8 protein-coding genes are annotated in these 17,514 nt (G+C 64.7%); 4 read left to right on the top strand and 4 right to left on the bottom strand.

Features of this window, described 5'->3' with window-relative positions:
* Positions 1-6 precede the first annotated feature (6 nt).
* Both ACOQPH_RS03070 and ACOQPH_RS03065 read right to left on the bottom strand, forming a co-directional pair.
* Positions 7-3,087 carry a type I restriction endonuclease subunit R gene (locus ACOQPH_RS03070; RefSeq protein WP_420623275.1) on the bottom strand — a complete coding sequence of 1,027 codons (3,081 nt, stop codon included), beginning with the start codon at positions 3,085-3,087 and terminating at the stop codon, positions 7-9.
* Entirely contained in the window at positions 3,087-4,337 is a 1,251-nt protein-coding gene (locus tag ACOQPH_RS03065; protein WP_420623274.1) for a restriction endonuclease subunit S, read from the bottom strand. The genes ACOQPH_RS03070 and ACOQPH_RS03065 overlap by 1 nt, the downstream gene beginning before the upstream one ends.
* A gap of 158 nt (positions 4,338-4,495) precedes the next feature.
* Between ACOQPH_RS03065 and ACOQPH_RS03060 the strand changes: the two genes are divergently transcribed.
* Entirely contained in the window at positions 4,496-5,845 is a 1,350-nt protein-coding gene (locus ACOQPH_RS03060) for an IS1380 family transposase (protein ID WP_420621095.1), read from the top strand.
* 227 nt (positions 5,846-6,072) lie between these two features.
* Here ACOQPH_RS03060 and ACOQPH_RS03055 read toward each other — a convergent pair whose 3' ends face one another.
* Entirely contained in the window at positions 6,073-8,181 is a 2,109-nt protein-coding gene (locus tag ACOQPH_RS03055) for a type I restriction-modification system subunit M (RefSeq protein ID WP_420623273.1), read from the bottom strand.
* 338 nt (positions 8,182-8,519) lie between these two features.
* Here ACOQPH_RS03055 and ACOQPH_RS03050 point away from each other — a divergent pair, with 338 nt between their 5' ends.
* The 3 genes from ACOQPH_RS03050 (at position 8,520) to ACOQPH_RS03040 (ending at position 11,776) form a co-directional block, all read left to right on the top strand.
* Complete coding sequence (locus tag ACOQPH_RS03050; RefSeq protein ID WP_420623272.1) at positions 8,520-9,827, top strand: AAA family ATPase; 1,308 nt, start codon at positions 8,520-8,522, stop codon at positions 9,825-9,827.
* Positions 9,828-9,830: 3 nt separating this feature from the next.
* Positions 9,831-10,301, top strand: coding sequence for a hypothetical protein (locus tag ACOQPH_RS03045; RefSeq protein WP_420623271.1), 471 nt, complete (start codon positions 9,831-9,833; stop codon positions 10,299-10,301).
* 545 nt (positions 10,302-10,846) lie between these two features.
* Positions 10,847-11,776 carry a DMT family transporter gene (locus tag ACOQPH_RS03040; protein ID WP_420623270.1) on the top strand — a complete coding sequence of 310 codons (930 nt, stop codon included), beginning with the start codon at positions 10,847-10,849 and terminating at the stop codon, positions 11,774-11,776.
* 78 nt (positions 11,777-11,854) lie between these two features.
* On the opposite strand, the gene ACOQPH_RS03035 is transcribed toward ACOQPH_RS03040, so the two are convergent.
* Positions 11,855-17,473 carry a S8 family serine peptidase gene (locus ACOQPH_RS03035; RefSeq protein WP_420623269.1) on the bottom strand — a complete coding sequence of 1,873 codons (5,619 nt, stop codon included), beginning with the start codon at positions 17,471-17,473 and terminating at the stop codon, positions 11,855-11,857.
* Positions 17,474-17,514 lie beyond the last annotated feature (41 nt).

The raw sequence follows: 17,514 nt of genomic DNA, 5'->3' as shown, positions 1-17,514 counted from the left end.
GATGCCTCAGCGCTCTTCGGCGTTGGCGCTGCCGAAGATGGCCTGCATCATCCCGTAGTCCACGACGTCGCCGACGTCGCCGTCGTTGTGGCACTTGTTGACGAGTGCTTCGTTCTCTGCGAGGCGGTCGAGCATGAGTTCTCGCAGGCGTGCGCGTTGGGCAAGGAAAAACTTGTCGAAGTCGTTGGCTCGTGCGGTGACGAGCATGTCGTCTTCTTGCATGGCGTCGTTGTGGACTGCTTCGAGGAACAGGCGGTCGGTGTCGTCGAAGTCGGTGCCGAAGAGGTGGTTGAGGCGCTCGATGATCTGGGACAGCGGCTCGGTTTCCTCTTCGGCGGTGCCGGTGCCGACTGCGGTGGGGCTGGTGACGGTGGCGTCGTCGCTGTCGAGGCTGATGGCTCCGCTGGAGATTTTCTGGATGCGGTAGTACTCCAGTTCGACATCGCCGCCGAGGTCGATGGGGTCGCCGCCGTCGGGTGCGGCCAGGCGGGGCAGCAGCATGCGGCCATAGGAATAGAGCCGTTCGAGTTCGCAGTCGGCATACGGGATGATCTGGCTCAGGAACGTGTAGAGCCGCACGTATGCGGTGAGCCGGTCCCGGAATTCTTCTTGGGTTTGTTCGTCGTCGAGGGCGGCGAAGCGGTCACGTGCGGGCTGCAGGGCGGCTTCGAGGCGGGCGTGGTCGGTCGGCTGCTGGCGATGGGCGGGCAGGTAGAACACCGACGCGAAGTCGTCCACCTCGGACTGCTGGTACACGTTCGCTTGGCCGAGTTCGTGGGCGAGGGTGTCCAGTTGGTAGGGGTCGGACTGCTCGCGCAACTCGGCGACGTCGAAATATGGGCCGAACGCCGCGGCGATGTCAGACGGCGAGTTCACGAAGTCCAAGACGAATGGGGGCTGCTTGCCTGCGGCGATGCGGTTGAGCCGCGAGAGCGTCTGCACCGCATGCACCCCTGACAGGGGCTTGTCCACGTACATGGCTTGCAGCAGCGGCTGGTCGAACCCGGTCTGGTACTTCTCCGCGACGAGCAGTATCTGGTAGTCCGGCGAAGCGAACCGGCCCGGCAGCGCGGCTTCGCTGATCGGTTTGCCCGACACGACGTCGGTGTTCATCTTCGGCTCGGTGTACTCAGCGCCGGTGTGGGGGTCGGTGACGGTGCCGCTGAACGCCACCAGCGGGCGCACGTCGTCATAGCCGTGCTCTTCGATGTAGCGGGTGAAGTGGTTCATGTACCGCACGGCGTGCAGCCGCGACCCCGCCACCACCATCGCCTTGGCCTTGCCTCCCATGGCGTGCATCACCTGATTGCGGAAGTGCTCGACGATGATCTCGGTCTTCTGGGACAGGTTGTGCTCGTGCAAGGTGACGAACTTGTTGAGCTTGGTCGCGGTGCGCCGCTTGGGGAAGTCGTCGTCGCTCTCGGCGGTGTTGACCAGCTTGAAGTACGTGTCGTAGTCGGTGTAGTTGCCCAGCACGTCGAGGATGAAGCCCTCCTCGATCGCCTGGCGCATGCTGTAGGTGTGGAACGGCACCGGCTTGCCGTCCGCCCCCGGACGCCCGAAAAGCTCGATCGTCTTGCCCTTCGGCGTCGCGGTGAACGCGAAGAAGCTCAGGTTCTCCTGCGGGCCGCGTGACTCCACCACCGCGTTCAGCCCGTCCTGCCAGTCCTGCGGATCGTCGCCGCCAGCGAGCGCTCCGGCTCCGAGAAGCTGCTTCATCTGATGGGCGGTGTCGCCGGTCTGGCTCGAATGCGCCTCGTCCACGATGATCGCGTAACGCCCCGACGCCAGCCCTTGCGCCCACCCAGCAGCCTGAGCGCTCTCAGCCTCGCTGGCCGTGTCAGGGGAGTCCGCGCCGGCGATGCGCATCAGGCCGTCCATCACGAACGGGAACTTCTGCAACGTCGTGATGACGATCTTGGTGTCGTCCACCAGGGCCTTGGCAAGCTGGGCGGAGTCCTCGTCGATGGCCTGCACCACCCCTTGGGTGTGCTCGATCTGGGCGATCGCGTCCTGAAGCTGCGCATCGAGCACACGCCGGTCGGTGATCACCACAACGCAGTCGAACACCTTGTCGTCGCTGGCGGTGTGCAGGCTGGAGAGGCGATGAGCCAGCCACGAGATCGAGTTCGTCTTGCCGCTGCCCGCCGAATGCTGCACCAGATAGTTGCGCCCTGCCCCCTCAGTGCGGGCGGTCTCCACCATCAGGCTCACCGAGCCCAATTGGTGATAGCGGGGAAAGACCAGCGTCTCGCGTTTGACGGTGCGAGTGCCCTTCGCGTCGACGACCTTCTCCTCGCGGCGCTCAGTGAACATGAACGAGCCAAGAATCTCCAAGAACCGGTCCCGCTCCAGCACCTCACCCCAGAAGTAGCCCGTCCGAGGCCCCAACGGATGAGCAGGGTTGCCCGCACCGCATCGCACCTCGCCGGGATGGCTGCCCCGGTTGAACGGCAAGAACCGCGTCTCGCCCTTCGCGAGCCGCGTCGTCATGTGCACCTCGTCAGGGTCCGCTGCGAAATGCACCAAAGCCCGCTTGCCGAACCGGAACAACGGCGCACCCGGCTCACGATCAGAGCGGTACTGACTGATCGCGTCCTTCCACGTCTGACCCGTCGTCGGGTTCTTCAACTCGCACGTCGCCACCGGCACACCGTTGAGCGCAAGCAGCAAATCAACCGTGTCGTTCTTGCCCGGATGACAACGAGCCTGCCGAGTCACCGTCAACTCGTTCGCCCCGAACAGCGCCAGCGCATCGGGGTTCAGGCCATGGGCCGGCTTGAAGTACGCCAGCCGGAACATTTGGCCCACGAACTTGAAGCCATGACGCAGCACCTCCAAGGTGCCTTTCAGATCGAGTTCCTTGCACAGGCGCTCCAGCAGCCGCGGCTCAAGCTCAGCGCCCTGGGACTTCTCGGCCTGCTCCCACAACTCCGGCTGCGTCGCCCGCACGAACAAGATCACACGAGCCGGGAACAACGCCCGATCCACATCCCACTCATCCGGCGTCACCGACACCCAGCCCACATCAGCCAGCATCGACTCCACCGACGACTCGAACGCCTGCTCAGAAGTCTGCGAAGACATCACACACCACCCCCAGAACCAGCCAGCGCCGCCTCTCGCACATCGATCTTGCCCGTCACCGCCGCTGACACCAGCGCCGAGCGGTACTCCGACAGGCGCTCGATCGACAACTCGGCCTTCGCTCTCAGAGCGTCGATGCGCTCGGACATCGTTTTGAGGTAGTCAGCGATGGCCTCCTGTTCATCTCGTCCAGGAATCACTACTTGGATTTCGTGAATGTCATTGCGGTCGACGCCGGGGACTGCCGACTTTTCTGCGTTGGCGATGAACAATGGCTTGAGGCTCCTCAGCAGGAAGATTAGAAACGTCACGTCGTTGCCACGGAGATTGATGCTGTAGAGGCTCGTGTTCAATGGCCAGAAAGGGCCGTCGATGACATAGAAATCTCCAATCGAGCCATATCGCCCTGTCACAATCGCAGGACCGGTAGCGGCCGCCTCGGCGTGGTTGCCGGAGACTCCGGCAGACGAAACAACTGGCACAGTTCCTGGCTCGCGTACATCATTGGGGAGATCATGACCACGCTGGAATATGACGGCGCGGAACAAGGATTTAGTCTCCCAATGCTCCGGCACCTCCCCGAGCCACTCCACCCCCGAGTCCTTGAGCGCCGGCGTCGGGTCCAGCCCGGCGGCCTCGGCAGCCTCGGGCGGCAGCCCCTTGGTCACCACTCTCGTGATCAACGCGAGCCGATACTCGTCGAGCCGCTCGATGAGCGACTCCTGCATCGTGATCAGCTTGTCGATGCGGGCGGTTTCGGAGTCGAGGAATGATGCGATCGCACGTTGCTCGCTTAGAGGCGGAAGCAGAATGCGCAATCCACCAATATCTTGCAAATTCAGCCCATCTCGCTGCTCTCCCCCAGCTAGATTTCGCAACACGTCATACTGAGATTCGAGTAGCCAAAAGAGATAGCGGGCATGCGCGCGTTCGTTTGGAATCACCGCCGACATCGACTGATTGCAGGTTGTCGCAGTAGCCAGTTGAGCGACCATACCCTTTGTCCTGCCTTGGCCTGCAAGGGCGATGACGAGAGCGCCTGCAGGAATCCACTTGGCGCTGCTAGCCCTGAATCCTTCGTCACTAATCAGCGCCGAAGGCTGAGTGATGAGTCCCTGGTTAACTGCGCCGGAGTTGATCCACGGAATGGTGCCCTCATCCCAGTACTGAGGATTACTGCGATCAGGAGTTCCTCCGGCATATCGCCTCGAGAGCCAGCGCAGCGCAACTAACTCCCAATGCTCCGGCATATCGCCAAACCACTCGATGGCCGAGGCGCGGCAACTAGCCCTGATTATTCACGAGCCGGGCGGAGTGGTTTGTCCGGGTCCGCGGAAAAGCCCCTCTGACCTGCAACGATGCATATCTGCAATGAAAGCATCCGCAGTTTCAGGGGGGCATCTCCGAGGTGAAACCTAGCAGTGTCACAAACGCGTGTCTGGCAGGCGGCGGGGACCGGGTGGTGTGGGGTGCGGGGCTGTTCGCTTTGGGCGGTTTCGCGGACCGTGTCGGGCTGACCGAGGCGCTGTCGGCCGCGGTGCCCCCACGGGGCGAGCGGGCCCCGGTTCATGACCGTGGCGAGGTGCTGGTCCATGGATTGTTGATGCTGGCCGCCGGCGGTGAGGCGTGCACCGATATCGAGTATCTGCGCGCTCAGCGGGAGCTGTTCGGCGACGTGGCGTCGGACTCGACGCTGTACCGCACGATCACGGGCCTGGGCGCGAGCGGCCCGGCGGCGCTGTTGGGCGCGGCCGCAGTGGTGCGCGAGCGGTTGTGGGCCGACCGTGACCGCAGCGGCCCGCTGGTGGTCGATGTCGACTCGACATTGTTGGAGGTCCACTCGGAGAACAAGGCGGGCGCTGCGCCCCATTACAAGGGCGGGTTCGGGTTCCATCCGATGGTGTGCTCCACCGCGGACGGGGAGCCGCTGTGGATAAAGCAGCGGCCCGGCAACGCCGCAGCGAACGACATCGCCGATCACCTCGAAGTGATCGACGCCGCGGTGGCGACGCTGCCCGAGCCCGACGCCGCAGGCCACCGCGAAGGCGACGACGACAGTCTCGTGGGGCGTGCGCTGGTGGTGCGCGTCGACGCTGCGGGATGCTCGCCCGCACTCGCCGCGAAGCTGCGTGACCGCAACATCGGCTACGCGGTGTCGGCGCGGTCGAATCGCGGCATAGAAGCAGCCATCCGCGCCGGGCTGGGCGACCCGGACCGCTGGCACAACGCCCCGAAGCGGCCCGGCCAGCGCAAGCGACGCGCCGCTCAGGTCGCGGACCTCACCGACCTCGCGGACCTGTCGGGGTGGCCGCAGCGCACACGGCTGGTGGTGCGCCGCGAGCCGCGCCACCCCGGAGCGCAGCGCACCCTGTTCCCCAGCGACAACTTCCGCTACTGGGGATTCCTCACCGACCAGCCCCGCAGCGCCGTGCAACTGGACCAGCTGATGCGCTCACACGCCGACGTCGAGAACGCCGTACGCCGGCTCAAAGACAGCGGCCTGACGCGCATGCCGTTCACAGACTGGCACGCGAACAGCGCCTGGGCCGCCATGTCCATGATCGGTCTCGCGCTCGTGGGCTGGTTCCAGAACGCATGCCTCACCGGCGCGCTGCGCCGAGCAGCCCCCAAACGGCTCCGCTGGCAGCTATGGCACCTGCCCGCCCTGGTGTGCCACAGCGCACGGCGCGCCCTCTTGCGGCTGCCCCAACAGCACCCCGGCGCCAAAGCACTCCTCGCCATCGCCCACCCCCGCTGACTCCCCAGCCGACCTGCTCTGCTCGACGCCTGCCCCGGCGGGACAGCCCCGCCACGCCCCCACACCCACCCGACACCCGCCCGAGCACCAACACCAAGGCCATCGACCCCTCTGAGACGCTCCCGCCGACACCCCGACAGCCCCACACCACCAAACCGGGCGCAACCCACACCGAAAATACGATCAACAGCATTCTCGTGAATAATCAGGGCTAGCGTATGCCTGCTTCATGCCGTGACCTCGGCAAGCAGTTGCCCGATCTCGGTTTCGAGTGTCTTGAGGTCGGCTTCGATGACTTCGAGGGGCCTTGGGGGTTCGTAGACGTAGAAGTGGCGGTTGAGGGGGATTTCGTAGCCCGTCTTGGTCTTGTCGTGGTCGAGCCAGGCGTCAGGAACGTGAGGGCGGACTTCGCGTTCCATGTAGTCGTCGATGTCCTCGCTGAGCGGGACGTTCTCGGTGTCGCGCAGCCCCGTGTCTGGTTCTCGTCTGCCTTTGTTGTCCTCGCAGATGTCGGCTTGGGGGTCGCGTTCGCTGAGCGCTGCGAGGACTGCCGTGATTTCGGGCTTGGACAGCTTGACGCTGTGTGCTTCGGCGGCTGCTCGAAGCCGCGCCGTGAATTCGTCACGGTTCGTGATGATCTCCCCGCTGGTGGTGTCAGCGAGGGTTGCGAGCGTGTCGCGGATGGCTTGCTGGTGGGCCTTGCCTTCGGAGACTTCGACGTCGTGGGCTGGACCTGGAGCCTTCTTGCTGGCGGCGAGTTTGGCGAACGTGGTCTGGTCCTCTATGCGGGCGATGCGCTCGGGGGTGACGGCGAAGTTGAGCCGCAGGGGGCGTTCGACGGTGATCTTGCGGTAGCCGAAGTCGTCGTTGTCGAACACCTTGCTGACCACCCGTGGACGGGTGCGCGGTTCGTGGGTGATGGGGTTTTCGTCGGTGACGTCGCGTGTCTCGCCGTCGTTGAAGCTGCCGTGGATGCGTGTCAGGTCCGCGATCTGGTCGTCCGACAGTTCGATGCGCTTGTTGCCGAGACTGCGGCGCATCTTTATGTAGAACTTGCGGGCGTCGATGAGTTGGACCTTGCCGCGGCGGTGCTCCTCCTTACGGTTGGTCAGTACCCAGATGTAGGTCGAGATGCCGGTGTTGTAGAAGAGCTGGTCAGGCAGGGCGATGATCGCTTCGAGCCAGTCGTTCTCGATGATCCAGCGCCTGATCTCGCTCTCGCCGCTTCCTGCGTCGCCGGTGAACAACGGCGACCCGTTGAACACGATCGCGATGCGGCTGCCCCCCGTGCCGTCAGCGGCGACGGGTGCCATCTTGGACAGCATGTGCTGGAGGAACAGCAGCGAGCCGTCGTTGATGCGCGGCAGGCCCGCTCCGAAGCGGCCCTGGTAGCCGAGCGTGTCGCGTTCGTTCTTGATGGTCTGCTGCTGCTGTTTCCACTCGACACCGAAGGGCGGGTTGGCCAGCATGTAGTCGAACGTCCACCGGGTGTCGTCTGACTTGTGCTTGTAGCCGTCAGCGGTGAACGAGTCGCCCAGCCTGATGTTGTCGGCGTTCTCGCCCTTGATGAGCATGTCCGAGCGGCACACCGCCCAGGACTCGTTGTTGATGTCCTGCCCGAACAGATGCGGTCTCGCGTCGGCGTTGTGGCTGCGCAGGAAGTCCTCGGCGACGCTGAGCATGCCGCCTGTGCCGCACGCGGGGTCATAGATGGTCTTGACGACGTGAGCCTTGCCCAGGTCAGGCTCGGGCGACAGCAGCAGGCTGACCATGAGCCGGATCACCTCGCGGGGCGTGAAGTGCTCGCCGGCTTCCTCATTCGACTGCTCGGCACCGATGCGGATCAGCTCCTCGAACACATAGCCCATCTGCATGTTGTCCACACGCTGCGGTGACAGGTCGAGGTTCGCGAACCGCTGGATCACCTGGAACAGCCGCTGGCGCTCGGCGAGTCGGTCGACCTGGGTGCCGAAGTCGAAGCTGGCCATGATGTCGCGCACGTTCGGCGAGTACGCAGCGATGTACGCGTGCAGGTTCGCCGCGATCTGGTCGGGGTCGTCGAGCAGCCGGGCGAAGTCGAACGGGGACGTGTTGTAGAACGGCCGCTGCGCCGCGGATGCCAGCAACTGGTGGCGCACGTTCTCGGACTGGCGGGCATGCACCCTGGCCGCAACGAGCACGTCATCCTTGGTCTCCGCGAGCACGCAGTCGAAACGGCGCAGCACCGTCAGCGGCAGTATCACCTTGCGGTACTCGTTGCGCTTGTAAGGGCCGCGCAGCAGATTGCAGATGTCCCAGATGAAGTTCGCAAGCTCGCTGTGGGTCTGTGCGTTCACTCAATCCTCCGACCGCGCCGCTGCAGGACCTGGGCAGTGATGGTCCGTCGGCGACTGTAGTGAGAGGAATCTCGCGAGGACGCCAGCGGGCCGGCAGCGCCCAATTGACCGCATGGGTCGAAACCACGCGCCACGGCCTGTGTGTGGGGGACCAATCCCTCGACTTGTGCCGACGCCGTCCGACTCATCTCGCCATGCCCATGGGGCGATCAGTCCACTGGCTCGCCCTTCTTGTGGCCTGACACTCGAAGTGGAATCGGACAGGGTGTCACGGCCTTCAGGAATTGGTCCTCGTCAGCTTCAGTCCCCCCGTCCAGGGCATCAGTACGCTTGCGACTATGGCTGCCACGCTGGAGCAACTCAGATTGCCAGCGTTCAAGAGCGTGCGGAACGCGCACGTCCGGCTCGGGCCACTGACACTGCTCGTCGGGCGCAATGCCAGCGGTAAGTCGAACGTCATCGACGCTGCAGCGGTGCTGTCTGCCCTCGCGAGCGGCATGACCGTCCGAGATGCGCTCGATGGCGGTCGTGACGGGCCACTCGTGCGAGGCGGATCCGAAGGATGTGCGCCAGTTGGCGATGACGTCTTCAAGATCGGTTGCGCCGCTCGTATCGACAAGAGGACCTACTTCTTGGATGTGGATGTGTCTGTTCGTCCGAGCGTGCAGATTGTGCGGGAGCGGCTCTGGACACGACGCGTCGGCGGCTCGCGCCATGGCGAGATGCAAGACCTGCTCAAGACAGAGGCGCCCCGGAAGGACTCTGGTGACATCTATGCCCGCTGGGACAATCGCAAGCAGGGCCCGAACCCGACAGTGACGTTTCGGGCGACGCAGCTGCTGACGTCGCAGGTGGCGACTCGAGTGCCGGCGACTTCGAAGGCGGGTCGGCACATTCACAGTGTTGCTGAACACATGCTCGCGGCCCTTCGCGGGATCTTCATTCTCGACCCCATTCCGCAGCAGATGCGGGAGTACGTGCCCGAGAAGGACACCCGCCTTCGCAGGAACGCCGAGAACCTTTCTGCTGTCCTCGCGAGCCTGATGCGAAACCAAGATGCACGACGGACCTTGTTCGAGATGACGCGGTCCCTCTCGGAAGCTCAAGTTGCCGATCTGGGCGTCGTCAGCAGCGATCTCGGGGACGTAATGACGACGATGCAAGAACAACTCGGCGATTCGAAGCGTTCAATCCCGGCGCGCCTGATGAGCGACGGCACCCTGCGTTTTCTTGCCATCGCAGCGGCGCTGCTCGAGGCTCGGCCTGTTGACGATGAGTCGGCAGGTTCGACACCGGTTTCTCGACTGCTAGTAGTCGAAGAGCTCGAGAACGGCCTGCACCCGTCGCAAGTCGAGTTGCTGCTTGGCCGCCTCAAGTCGGCTGCTACCGCGGGTGCGCGGACCTTGGCGACGACTCACAGCCCTGCCATTCTCGATGCGTTGGCGGGCGAAGATCACGAAGGCGTCATTGTCTGCAGCCGCGATTCGGATGGATGGACGCAGTCCACGCGTCTCACCGACTTTCCTGACTACTTCGAAGTGATCGGCGGTGGGCCGCTGGGGACCTCGGCAATTCGGGACCGACTGCGACCGCGTGAACACGCGCCAACAAGGCAGCGTTCGCTGGTCGATGTACTTGGGCTCTGATCGGTGCACATCCGCAAGACAGTGGTATTTGTCGATAGCTCGGTGCTGATGCGTCTCATCGGCATGGATGGCGATGCCGCGGCACGCGAGATTGCGGAACAGCTCGACGAACGGATTGCCGCCGGTCAGCAGTTCGTCATTCCGGTCACTGCAATTGTGGAGGTCGGCAATCGGATTGCTCAGCAGTCGTCCAACCGCAGGAACCACGCTGAGCGCCTCCAAGCAGTCCTTCGGGCGGCGCACGACGCTGATCCTCCCTGGATCATTCGTGCGGTGACCCTGGACCAGCAGTTCATTCAAGAGCTGCTCGACGGAAACTCGACCGGATCCGATCTGGTGACGCTCATCGGCGATGGTCGGCTCGGCACCGGCGATGTCGCCCTTCTTGTGGAGCGTGACCAATTCCTACGCGAGACGGCATACGTGAGAGCCGAAGTTTGGAGCCTGGACCAGGAACTGACGGCCTACAGCTGATTTCGGACACGCGCTGTGGCGTGCATCCCGGGTGGGACGTCAACGAATTCGTACCTGCTGGTCAGCCGCTGCAACATTCTTGTCGGCCATTTGGGCTCCCATGTCAAGGGACCAAAATGCGACGGAGGCGGATCTGAGGCGGGGGTTCGGACCGAGAGCCCTGCAACGGCGTAACCCCGGCCGTTTGCCGAAGCAGTGACGGTTCCGGGGTCTTCAGAGACAGATACAAGGGCTGGGAAGAGAATGTCGAGCATCAACTTCCAAGAGGTTGCCGCCCGCCAGCGCGCAACCCGTGGAGGCAGGCGCGCAGAAGTGCACGACCGGGTCATCGCCGGCACCTTCTCTGGTGTGTACGGGTATGCGCCGTAGCCGACGGCATCGAGTGCGCGCTGCAAGGCCTCAGGACGAATCTCGGCCCGAACGCTAGTTGTGAGCACGCTCATTTAGTTTGAGCCGCCACGCTCGAACAACCGCACTCGCCAATCCTGCTCGGCGTAGTCTTCGCGGGTCGGCTCGGTTCTCCCGCTGCCGAGAGGGGCGGGGCTATGGCCGAGACACCGGGCATGCCGAGCGACCCCTACGGCGGCCGCGGCCTGCCGGACGCCTCCGAGCGTGCGCTGGGCATTCCAGCCGCAGCCGTCGCGATGGTCGGCTGGGCTGCGTCGGGCGTCATCGCCAAGGGGCTGTCCGAGCTGGGCCCGCTGGCTGTCGTGTTCTGGCGGATGTGGCTCTACACCGGCCTGGTGCTGCTGTTCCTGTGGGCGAACGGCACGCCGCTGAAATGGAGCTCGATCAAGATCTCGGCGTGGGGCGGCTTCTCGCTCGCGTTCGACATCATGCTGTTCTTCACGGCGCTACGGCTGACAACGGTGGCCAATGCGACGGTCGTGGCGTCGCTGCAGCCGCTGCTCATGCTGTATCTGGCGCCGAAACTGTTCGGCGAGCAGCCGCGAGGTCGCCACTGGGGCATAGTGATGATTGCCAGCGGCGGCATCGCCATCGTGGTGTTCGGTTCGTCAGGGATTCCCGAGTGGAGCCTGCTGGGCGATCTGCTGGCAGCGCTGACGCTGTTCGCCTGGACCGGCTACTTCGTGTTCTCCAAGCTGAGCACGCAGAAGATCAGCTCGGCTCAGTACACAGGTGGCAGCGCGCTGGTGTGCTCGCTGGTGTGCTCGCCGTTCGCGATCGGTTCGGGGCAGGTGTTCGACATCCCGTCGCCCGGCGCTTGGGTGTGGCTGGTCATCTTGTCGGTCGGGCCCGGCTTTGCCTCTCACATGCTGATGAATTGGTCCCTGGCTCGCATCCCGGCGTGGGTGGGATCGACGATGACGCTGGCGATCCCGGTCACGAGCACGCTGATGGCCTGGGCGTTCCTCGGCGACGAGGTGTCACTGTTGCAGTTCGTCGGCATGACGGTGGTGATGTTCTCCCTCGCCGTAGTGGTCGTCGACCAGTCACGCGGCGCCCGCGCATAGAGACCCGCCGAAAGTGAAGCTGCCGACAAAGTCGACGGCGCTTCGGCACAGCGAGGCCGAAGAGAGGCGTGCAGCGGGTCAGGTCCCCACCGTGGTGGCGGGCTTGTTGCTGTCCACCGGCGAGCAACCCGAACTGTTGCACGCCACCACCCAGTAATAGTTGTCGTCGGGATCGGGATCCGAATGGGTGTAGGAGGTGCCCGCGATATCGGTCGCCAGCAGCTCACAGAACGACGCACTGCCCCCCGAACTCACCCGACACGACGACCCGAAGAAATCGTCGTAATAGACCCGATAGAAACTCGCACCAGCCACCGCATCCCAACCCAACACGATCGCCGACCCCTCGAACGCGTAACGGGCCGCCGGCGCATCCGGCACGGTCCCCACCGTGGTGGCGGGCTTGTTGCTGTCCACCGGCGAGCAACCCGAACTGTTGCACGCCACCACCCAGTAATAGTTGTCGTCGGGATCGGGATCCGAATGGGTGTAGGAGGTGCCCGCGATATCGGTCGCCAGCAGCTCACAGAACGACGCACTGCCCCCCGAACTCACCCGACACGACGACCCGAAGAAATCGTCGTAATAGACCCGATAGAAACTCGCACCAGCCACCGCATCCCAACCCAACACGATCGCCGACCCCTCGAACGCGTAACGGGCCGCCGGCGCATCCGGCACGGTCCCCACCGTGGTGGCGGGCTTGTTGCTGTCCACCGGCGAGCAACCCGAACTGTTGCACGCCACCACCCAGTAATAGTTGTCGTCGGGATCGGGATCCGAATGGGTGTAGGAGGTGCCCGCGATATCGGTCGCCAGCAGCTCACAGAACGACGCACTGCCCCCCGAACTCACCCGACACGACGACCCGAAGAAATCGTCGTAATAGACCCGATAGAAACTCGCACCAGCCACCGCATCCCAACCCAACACGATCGCCGACCCCTCGAACGCGTAACGGGCCGCCGGCGCATCCGGCACGGTCCCCACCGTGGTGGCGGGCTTGTTGCTGTCCACCGGCGAGCAACCCGAACTGTTGCACGCCACCACCCAGTAATAGTTGTCGTCGGGATCGGGATCCGAATGGGTGTAGGAGGTGCCCGCGATATCGGTCGCCAGCAGCTCACAGAACGACGCACTGCCCCCCGAACTCACCCGACACGACGACCCGAAGAAATCGTCGTAATAGACCCGATAGAAACTCGCACCAGCCACCGCATCCCAACCCAACACGATCGCCGACCCCTCGAACGCGTAACGGGCCGCCGGCGCATCCGGCACGGTCCCCACCGTGGTGGCGGGCTTGTTGCTGTCCACCGGCGAGCAACCCGAACTGTTGCACGCCACCACCCAGTAATAGTTGTCGTCGGGATCGGGATCCGAATGGGTGTAGGAGGTGCCCGCGATATCGGTCGCCAGCAGCTCACAGAACGACGCACTGCCCCCCGAACTCACCCGACACGACGACCCGAAGAAATCGTCGTAATAGACCCGATAGAAACTCGCACCAGCCACCGCATCCCAACCCAACACGATCGCCGACCCCTCGAACGCGTAACGCTGATTCGGCGGGGCGAGTGGCGCTTCTGCAGTGTCGTCGGTGACCACGACGTTGATCTGCTGTGTAGTGGTCCTTATCCGCTGCGTGCGGCCCGATGTCGCCGCCACGACGACCTCGTAGGTGTTGTCGCCGTTCGCGTCCTGGGGAGCGTCGTAGTCGGGGGCGGACTTGAACGCCAAGTTGCCCATGCCGTCGATCTCGAACGCCGTCTGGTCGGCACCGGCGGTGATCCCATAGGTGCTGACGGTGTCCGCGGCGTCGGTGTCGACGGCCCTGACCCTGATGGCTTGGATGTTGTTCTCACGAACCGTCACTGACGCAGGACTGGTGAACAGCGGTGCGCGGTTGCCTGCCGTGGTGGCGACGAGCGGCGGGGACCATTCGCCCGTGCCTACTTGGCCGACGGAGCGCACCTGCACTTGGTAGCGGGTGTTCGAATCGAGGCCGGAGATGGTGGTCCGGCGGGCCGTGCCCGTGTGGGGCCAGTCGGTCCAGCCGCCGGCTGGGTCTGCCTGTCGGTACTGCACGTCATAGCCGGCAATGGTCGAGCCGGCGTTCGCGGGCGGCAGCCACTGCACCGTGAGACTGGTCTCGGAGGCGTCGACCAGGCTCGGCTCTGGCGGTGCCGCGGGCGGTCCCGCGGTCTCGCTGGCGTCGTCGGTGACGGTGACGGTGATCGTCTGCGTTGCGGCGAGCAGCCGGCGGCCCGCACCGCCTGTAGCCGTCACGCTTACCTCGTAGTCGTTGTTGCTGTCGGCGTCGGTGGGGTTCTCGTAGTCAGGGGCGACCGTGAACTCCAACGTTCCGCTGATGGGGTCGATGCGCAGGCTCGCCGCGTCGGCGCCCCCGCTGATCTGGTAGGCGCTCACGCTGTCTTGGGAGTCTGCATCAGACGCGGCGACGGTGCCGACGGCGACGGCAGGCTCGCGAATTTCGAACGCGGCCGGGCTGGTGAATCTGGGCGGGGTATTGGAGCCTGTGACGGTCGTTGAGGCCGTTGACGGCTCGGACCAGATGCCTGAGCCTTCCGGGTTGTTGGCGCGCACGCGCACCTGATAGGTGCTGCCCTCGGCGAGCCCCGTGATCGTGGCCGTGGTGGTTGCGCCGGTGTGGGGCCAGTCGGCCCAGTCCGACCAGTCGGATTCCTCGAGCGTTGACAGGTTGCCGAAGATGCCGAAGATGCCGCGGACGACATCGCCGATGCCGCCGAACACATCACCGATGCTGCGGAAGATGTCGCCGATGCCCTGGGCGAGGTCGCCGATGGCCCCGCCAATGCCACGGCTGGCCTCTCCGGCGTGATCGAACCAGTCCGCGAGGCCCTCGGCGATCTCGTGCCCGATCTCAGCGAGGTCCTCTCCGACCTCCCATATCGGTCCCCAGACGGTTGCTCCGAGATCGCGCCAGATGTCGCATCCGGTGTCCCACACGTGGCTCCAGCCGGTGCCGGCGTCGGTGTTTCGCAGCAGCCTGTCACCGATCAGGTCCCCAACGTCCCGTCCTGCCCTGCCGGCATCGTCCCAAGTGTCGTCCCAGAGTTGGCGTCCGTCACCGCCGAGGTCGCGCCAGATGTCGCATCCGACGTTCCAGAGGTCGCGCCCGACCTCGTTCCACTCCCTCGTGCCGAGCACCTCGTCGGGCGAGTCGACGGCCCGGTACTGCAGGTCGTAGTCGTTGATCGCCGGCCCGGTGGTCGCCGGTTCGTGCCACACAGCGCTCACCGATCCGGTCGCGGGCTCCAACGTGGGCGGGTCGGGCGCGCCGGGCGGCTCAACCGTGTCGGTGACCGACACGCGGATCGTCTGTGCGGCGGTCAGAGCGCGGGCACCGAAGCCGCTAGTGGCTGTAATTGCCACCTCGTAGATGTTGTCTGTGTCGGCGTCGGTTGGGGCTTCGAAGTCGACGGGCGACACGAACTCCAGAGCGCCGACGCTGTTGACAGTGAACAGCCCTTGGTCGGAGCCACCGGAGATCACGTAACCCGTGACGGCATCGTCTTCGTCCACGGCGGTCACTGCGCCCGCGCCCGTCGTGTTCTCGTCGACGCTGCGCTGTGAGGGGCTGGTGAAGCGGGGAGCGGCGTTGTCGATACCGACGGCCGAGCCCAACGCGACGATGGCGGCGTGGGGTTGGATAATGCCCCAACCGAAGTCGTCGGTTCGCACCCCCATTTGGGTGCTGCCGGGCTGCAACGCGGTGGAGAACATCGCCTGGCGGATCTGCGCGGGTGTGGCGTCGGGATAGCGGGCCTTCATGTGCGCCACGACGCCGCTGACCATCGGCGCCGCCATCGATGTGCCGTCTTTGTCGCCGCCGCTGCACCCCGAAGCCCCGCTGCACGACACGGTCGAGTAGATCAGGAGTCCCGGAGCGGCAATATTGACCCAACGATTGGAAGTACTGAACGGAGCTCGAGCACCGCTTTGTGTCGTAGCGGCGACTGAAATGACATCGGGGTGGATCGCGGGAATCTCCGGGGCGTCGCGATTGGCGAACTTGATGCCGCGGTTTCCTGCGGCCGCCACCAGCACCACATTGCTCGTGGTGGCCAAGTGGATGGCGACGTCCCATGTCGTCGGGAACGGCTGCGCCTCGTGCCAGACCACTCCCAGCGACATGTTGATCACGTCGGCGCCGTTCTCCACGGCCATCTTGAGCGCTTGGGGCAAAGTCTGCACTTCCGCCGCGCATTCACCGTCAAAGGGCACGTCTAGCAGCGGCATCTTGATAGGGAGGATTTTCGCTTGAGGTGCGATGCCCGCCACCGCGAAGCCGTTACCGGACTCTGCGGCCGCGATGCCCGCCACGTGGGTTCCGTGCGAACTCAGATCCCGACGGTGGCACTCATTACCCGCGTCCACGACATTGGCGTCGAGGTCGCCGTGGGTCGCGTCGACGCCAGAGTCGATCACTGCCACAGTCACAAGTGCTCCCGCGGGCCAGCCGTCCCACAACGCCTTCGCGTCCAGCTGCCGCAGATGCCACTGACGGCCGGCATCGGGATCGCCGTTCGCGTAGTCATACTCCCGGCGCAACCCGAGTTCCGCGACGGGGAGGTCGGCGGCGATCACAGTGGGGTCCTCGGCCAAATCACGTCGTGCTTGAGCCAGCGTCCGCCCGTGGAGCCGTTCGTACTCGATGAGCACGCAGCCGTCCTCGATGCGTATTACCTCGACACTGTCTTCTAGCGATCCCGGAGTCGCTGAATCGGGACAACCCTCGGCGTCGTCGAGAGTCCCGATCGACGAGAGCAACTCGTTGATCTTGTGGTAGTCGATTGTTTCCAACGGCGCGGGAACCGCACCGGTCCCTTGGATTGTCTGCCCGATCAGGTTGATCGTTGCCCAGCGGTTTGCGCCGCCGATGCGTTGCGTTCCTGGCTGTTGGACCGGTTTCGACGCAGGCACCGCAGCCGCGCCGCCGACGATGTAGCCACCTTGGCGTGCAGCACCCAGCCGAGCTATCTGGTCGGCGGGCATCGGATCGTTGCGCGGTCCGGCCAGAACGATGCAGTCGGTTCCGATGGAGGCAGCCAGCAGCGCCGCCGCGTAGATGTCCGACTGCGCCCCCGCATCGCTGGCCACGACCACCGGCACATCACCAGTGCAATCAGTGGAAGCCTGCGGCGGCAACGCCACGCCGTGCGGGCGCTGTGCCGGGGGCATATCCGGCGTGACGGCCATAACGGGCTGCGTCGCGCCAGTGAGAACAGCTGAGACCTCTTGGCCGATTAAGTCGATCGTCGCCCAGCGGTCGCTTCCGCCGATGCGTTTCGTGCCGTCGCGGTGAACAGGTTTCGAGTCCGGTACGGCAGCCGATCCGCCCACGACAAAGCCACCCGGTTGGGCCGTGCCGAGGCGTTCGATCTGGTCCGCGGCCATCGGCTGATCCCGCGGGCCGGCCAGCACAATGCAGTCAGTCCCGATCGAAGCCGCCAACAGTGCTGCGGCATAGACATCCGATTGCGCCACCGCGTCGCTCGCGACCGACACCGGCACGTCTCCTGTGCAATCGGTCGACGCCTGCGGAGGCAGAAGTGCGGTGGACGCCGTCTGCGCTGCTGCCGGTGTCGCTGCCAGCAGCGACGCGAGAAGCAGCACCGCCAGCAGAGCAACGCGCATTTTGACGAACACCATGCCCTCCCGACACGGATGGACTCTAATGCTGCGTCCGCAAA

It is taken from the genome of Candidatus Poriferisodalis sp., assembly GCF_965221945.1.
Taxonomy (GTDB): Bacteria; Actinomycetota; Acidimicrobiia; order Acidimicrobiales; family Poriferisodalaceae; genus Poriferisodalis.
This window is presented reverse-complemented; position numbering and strand designations above follow the sequence as displayed.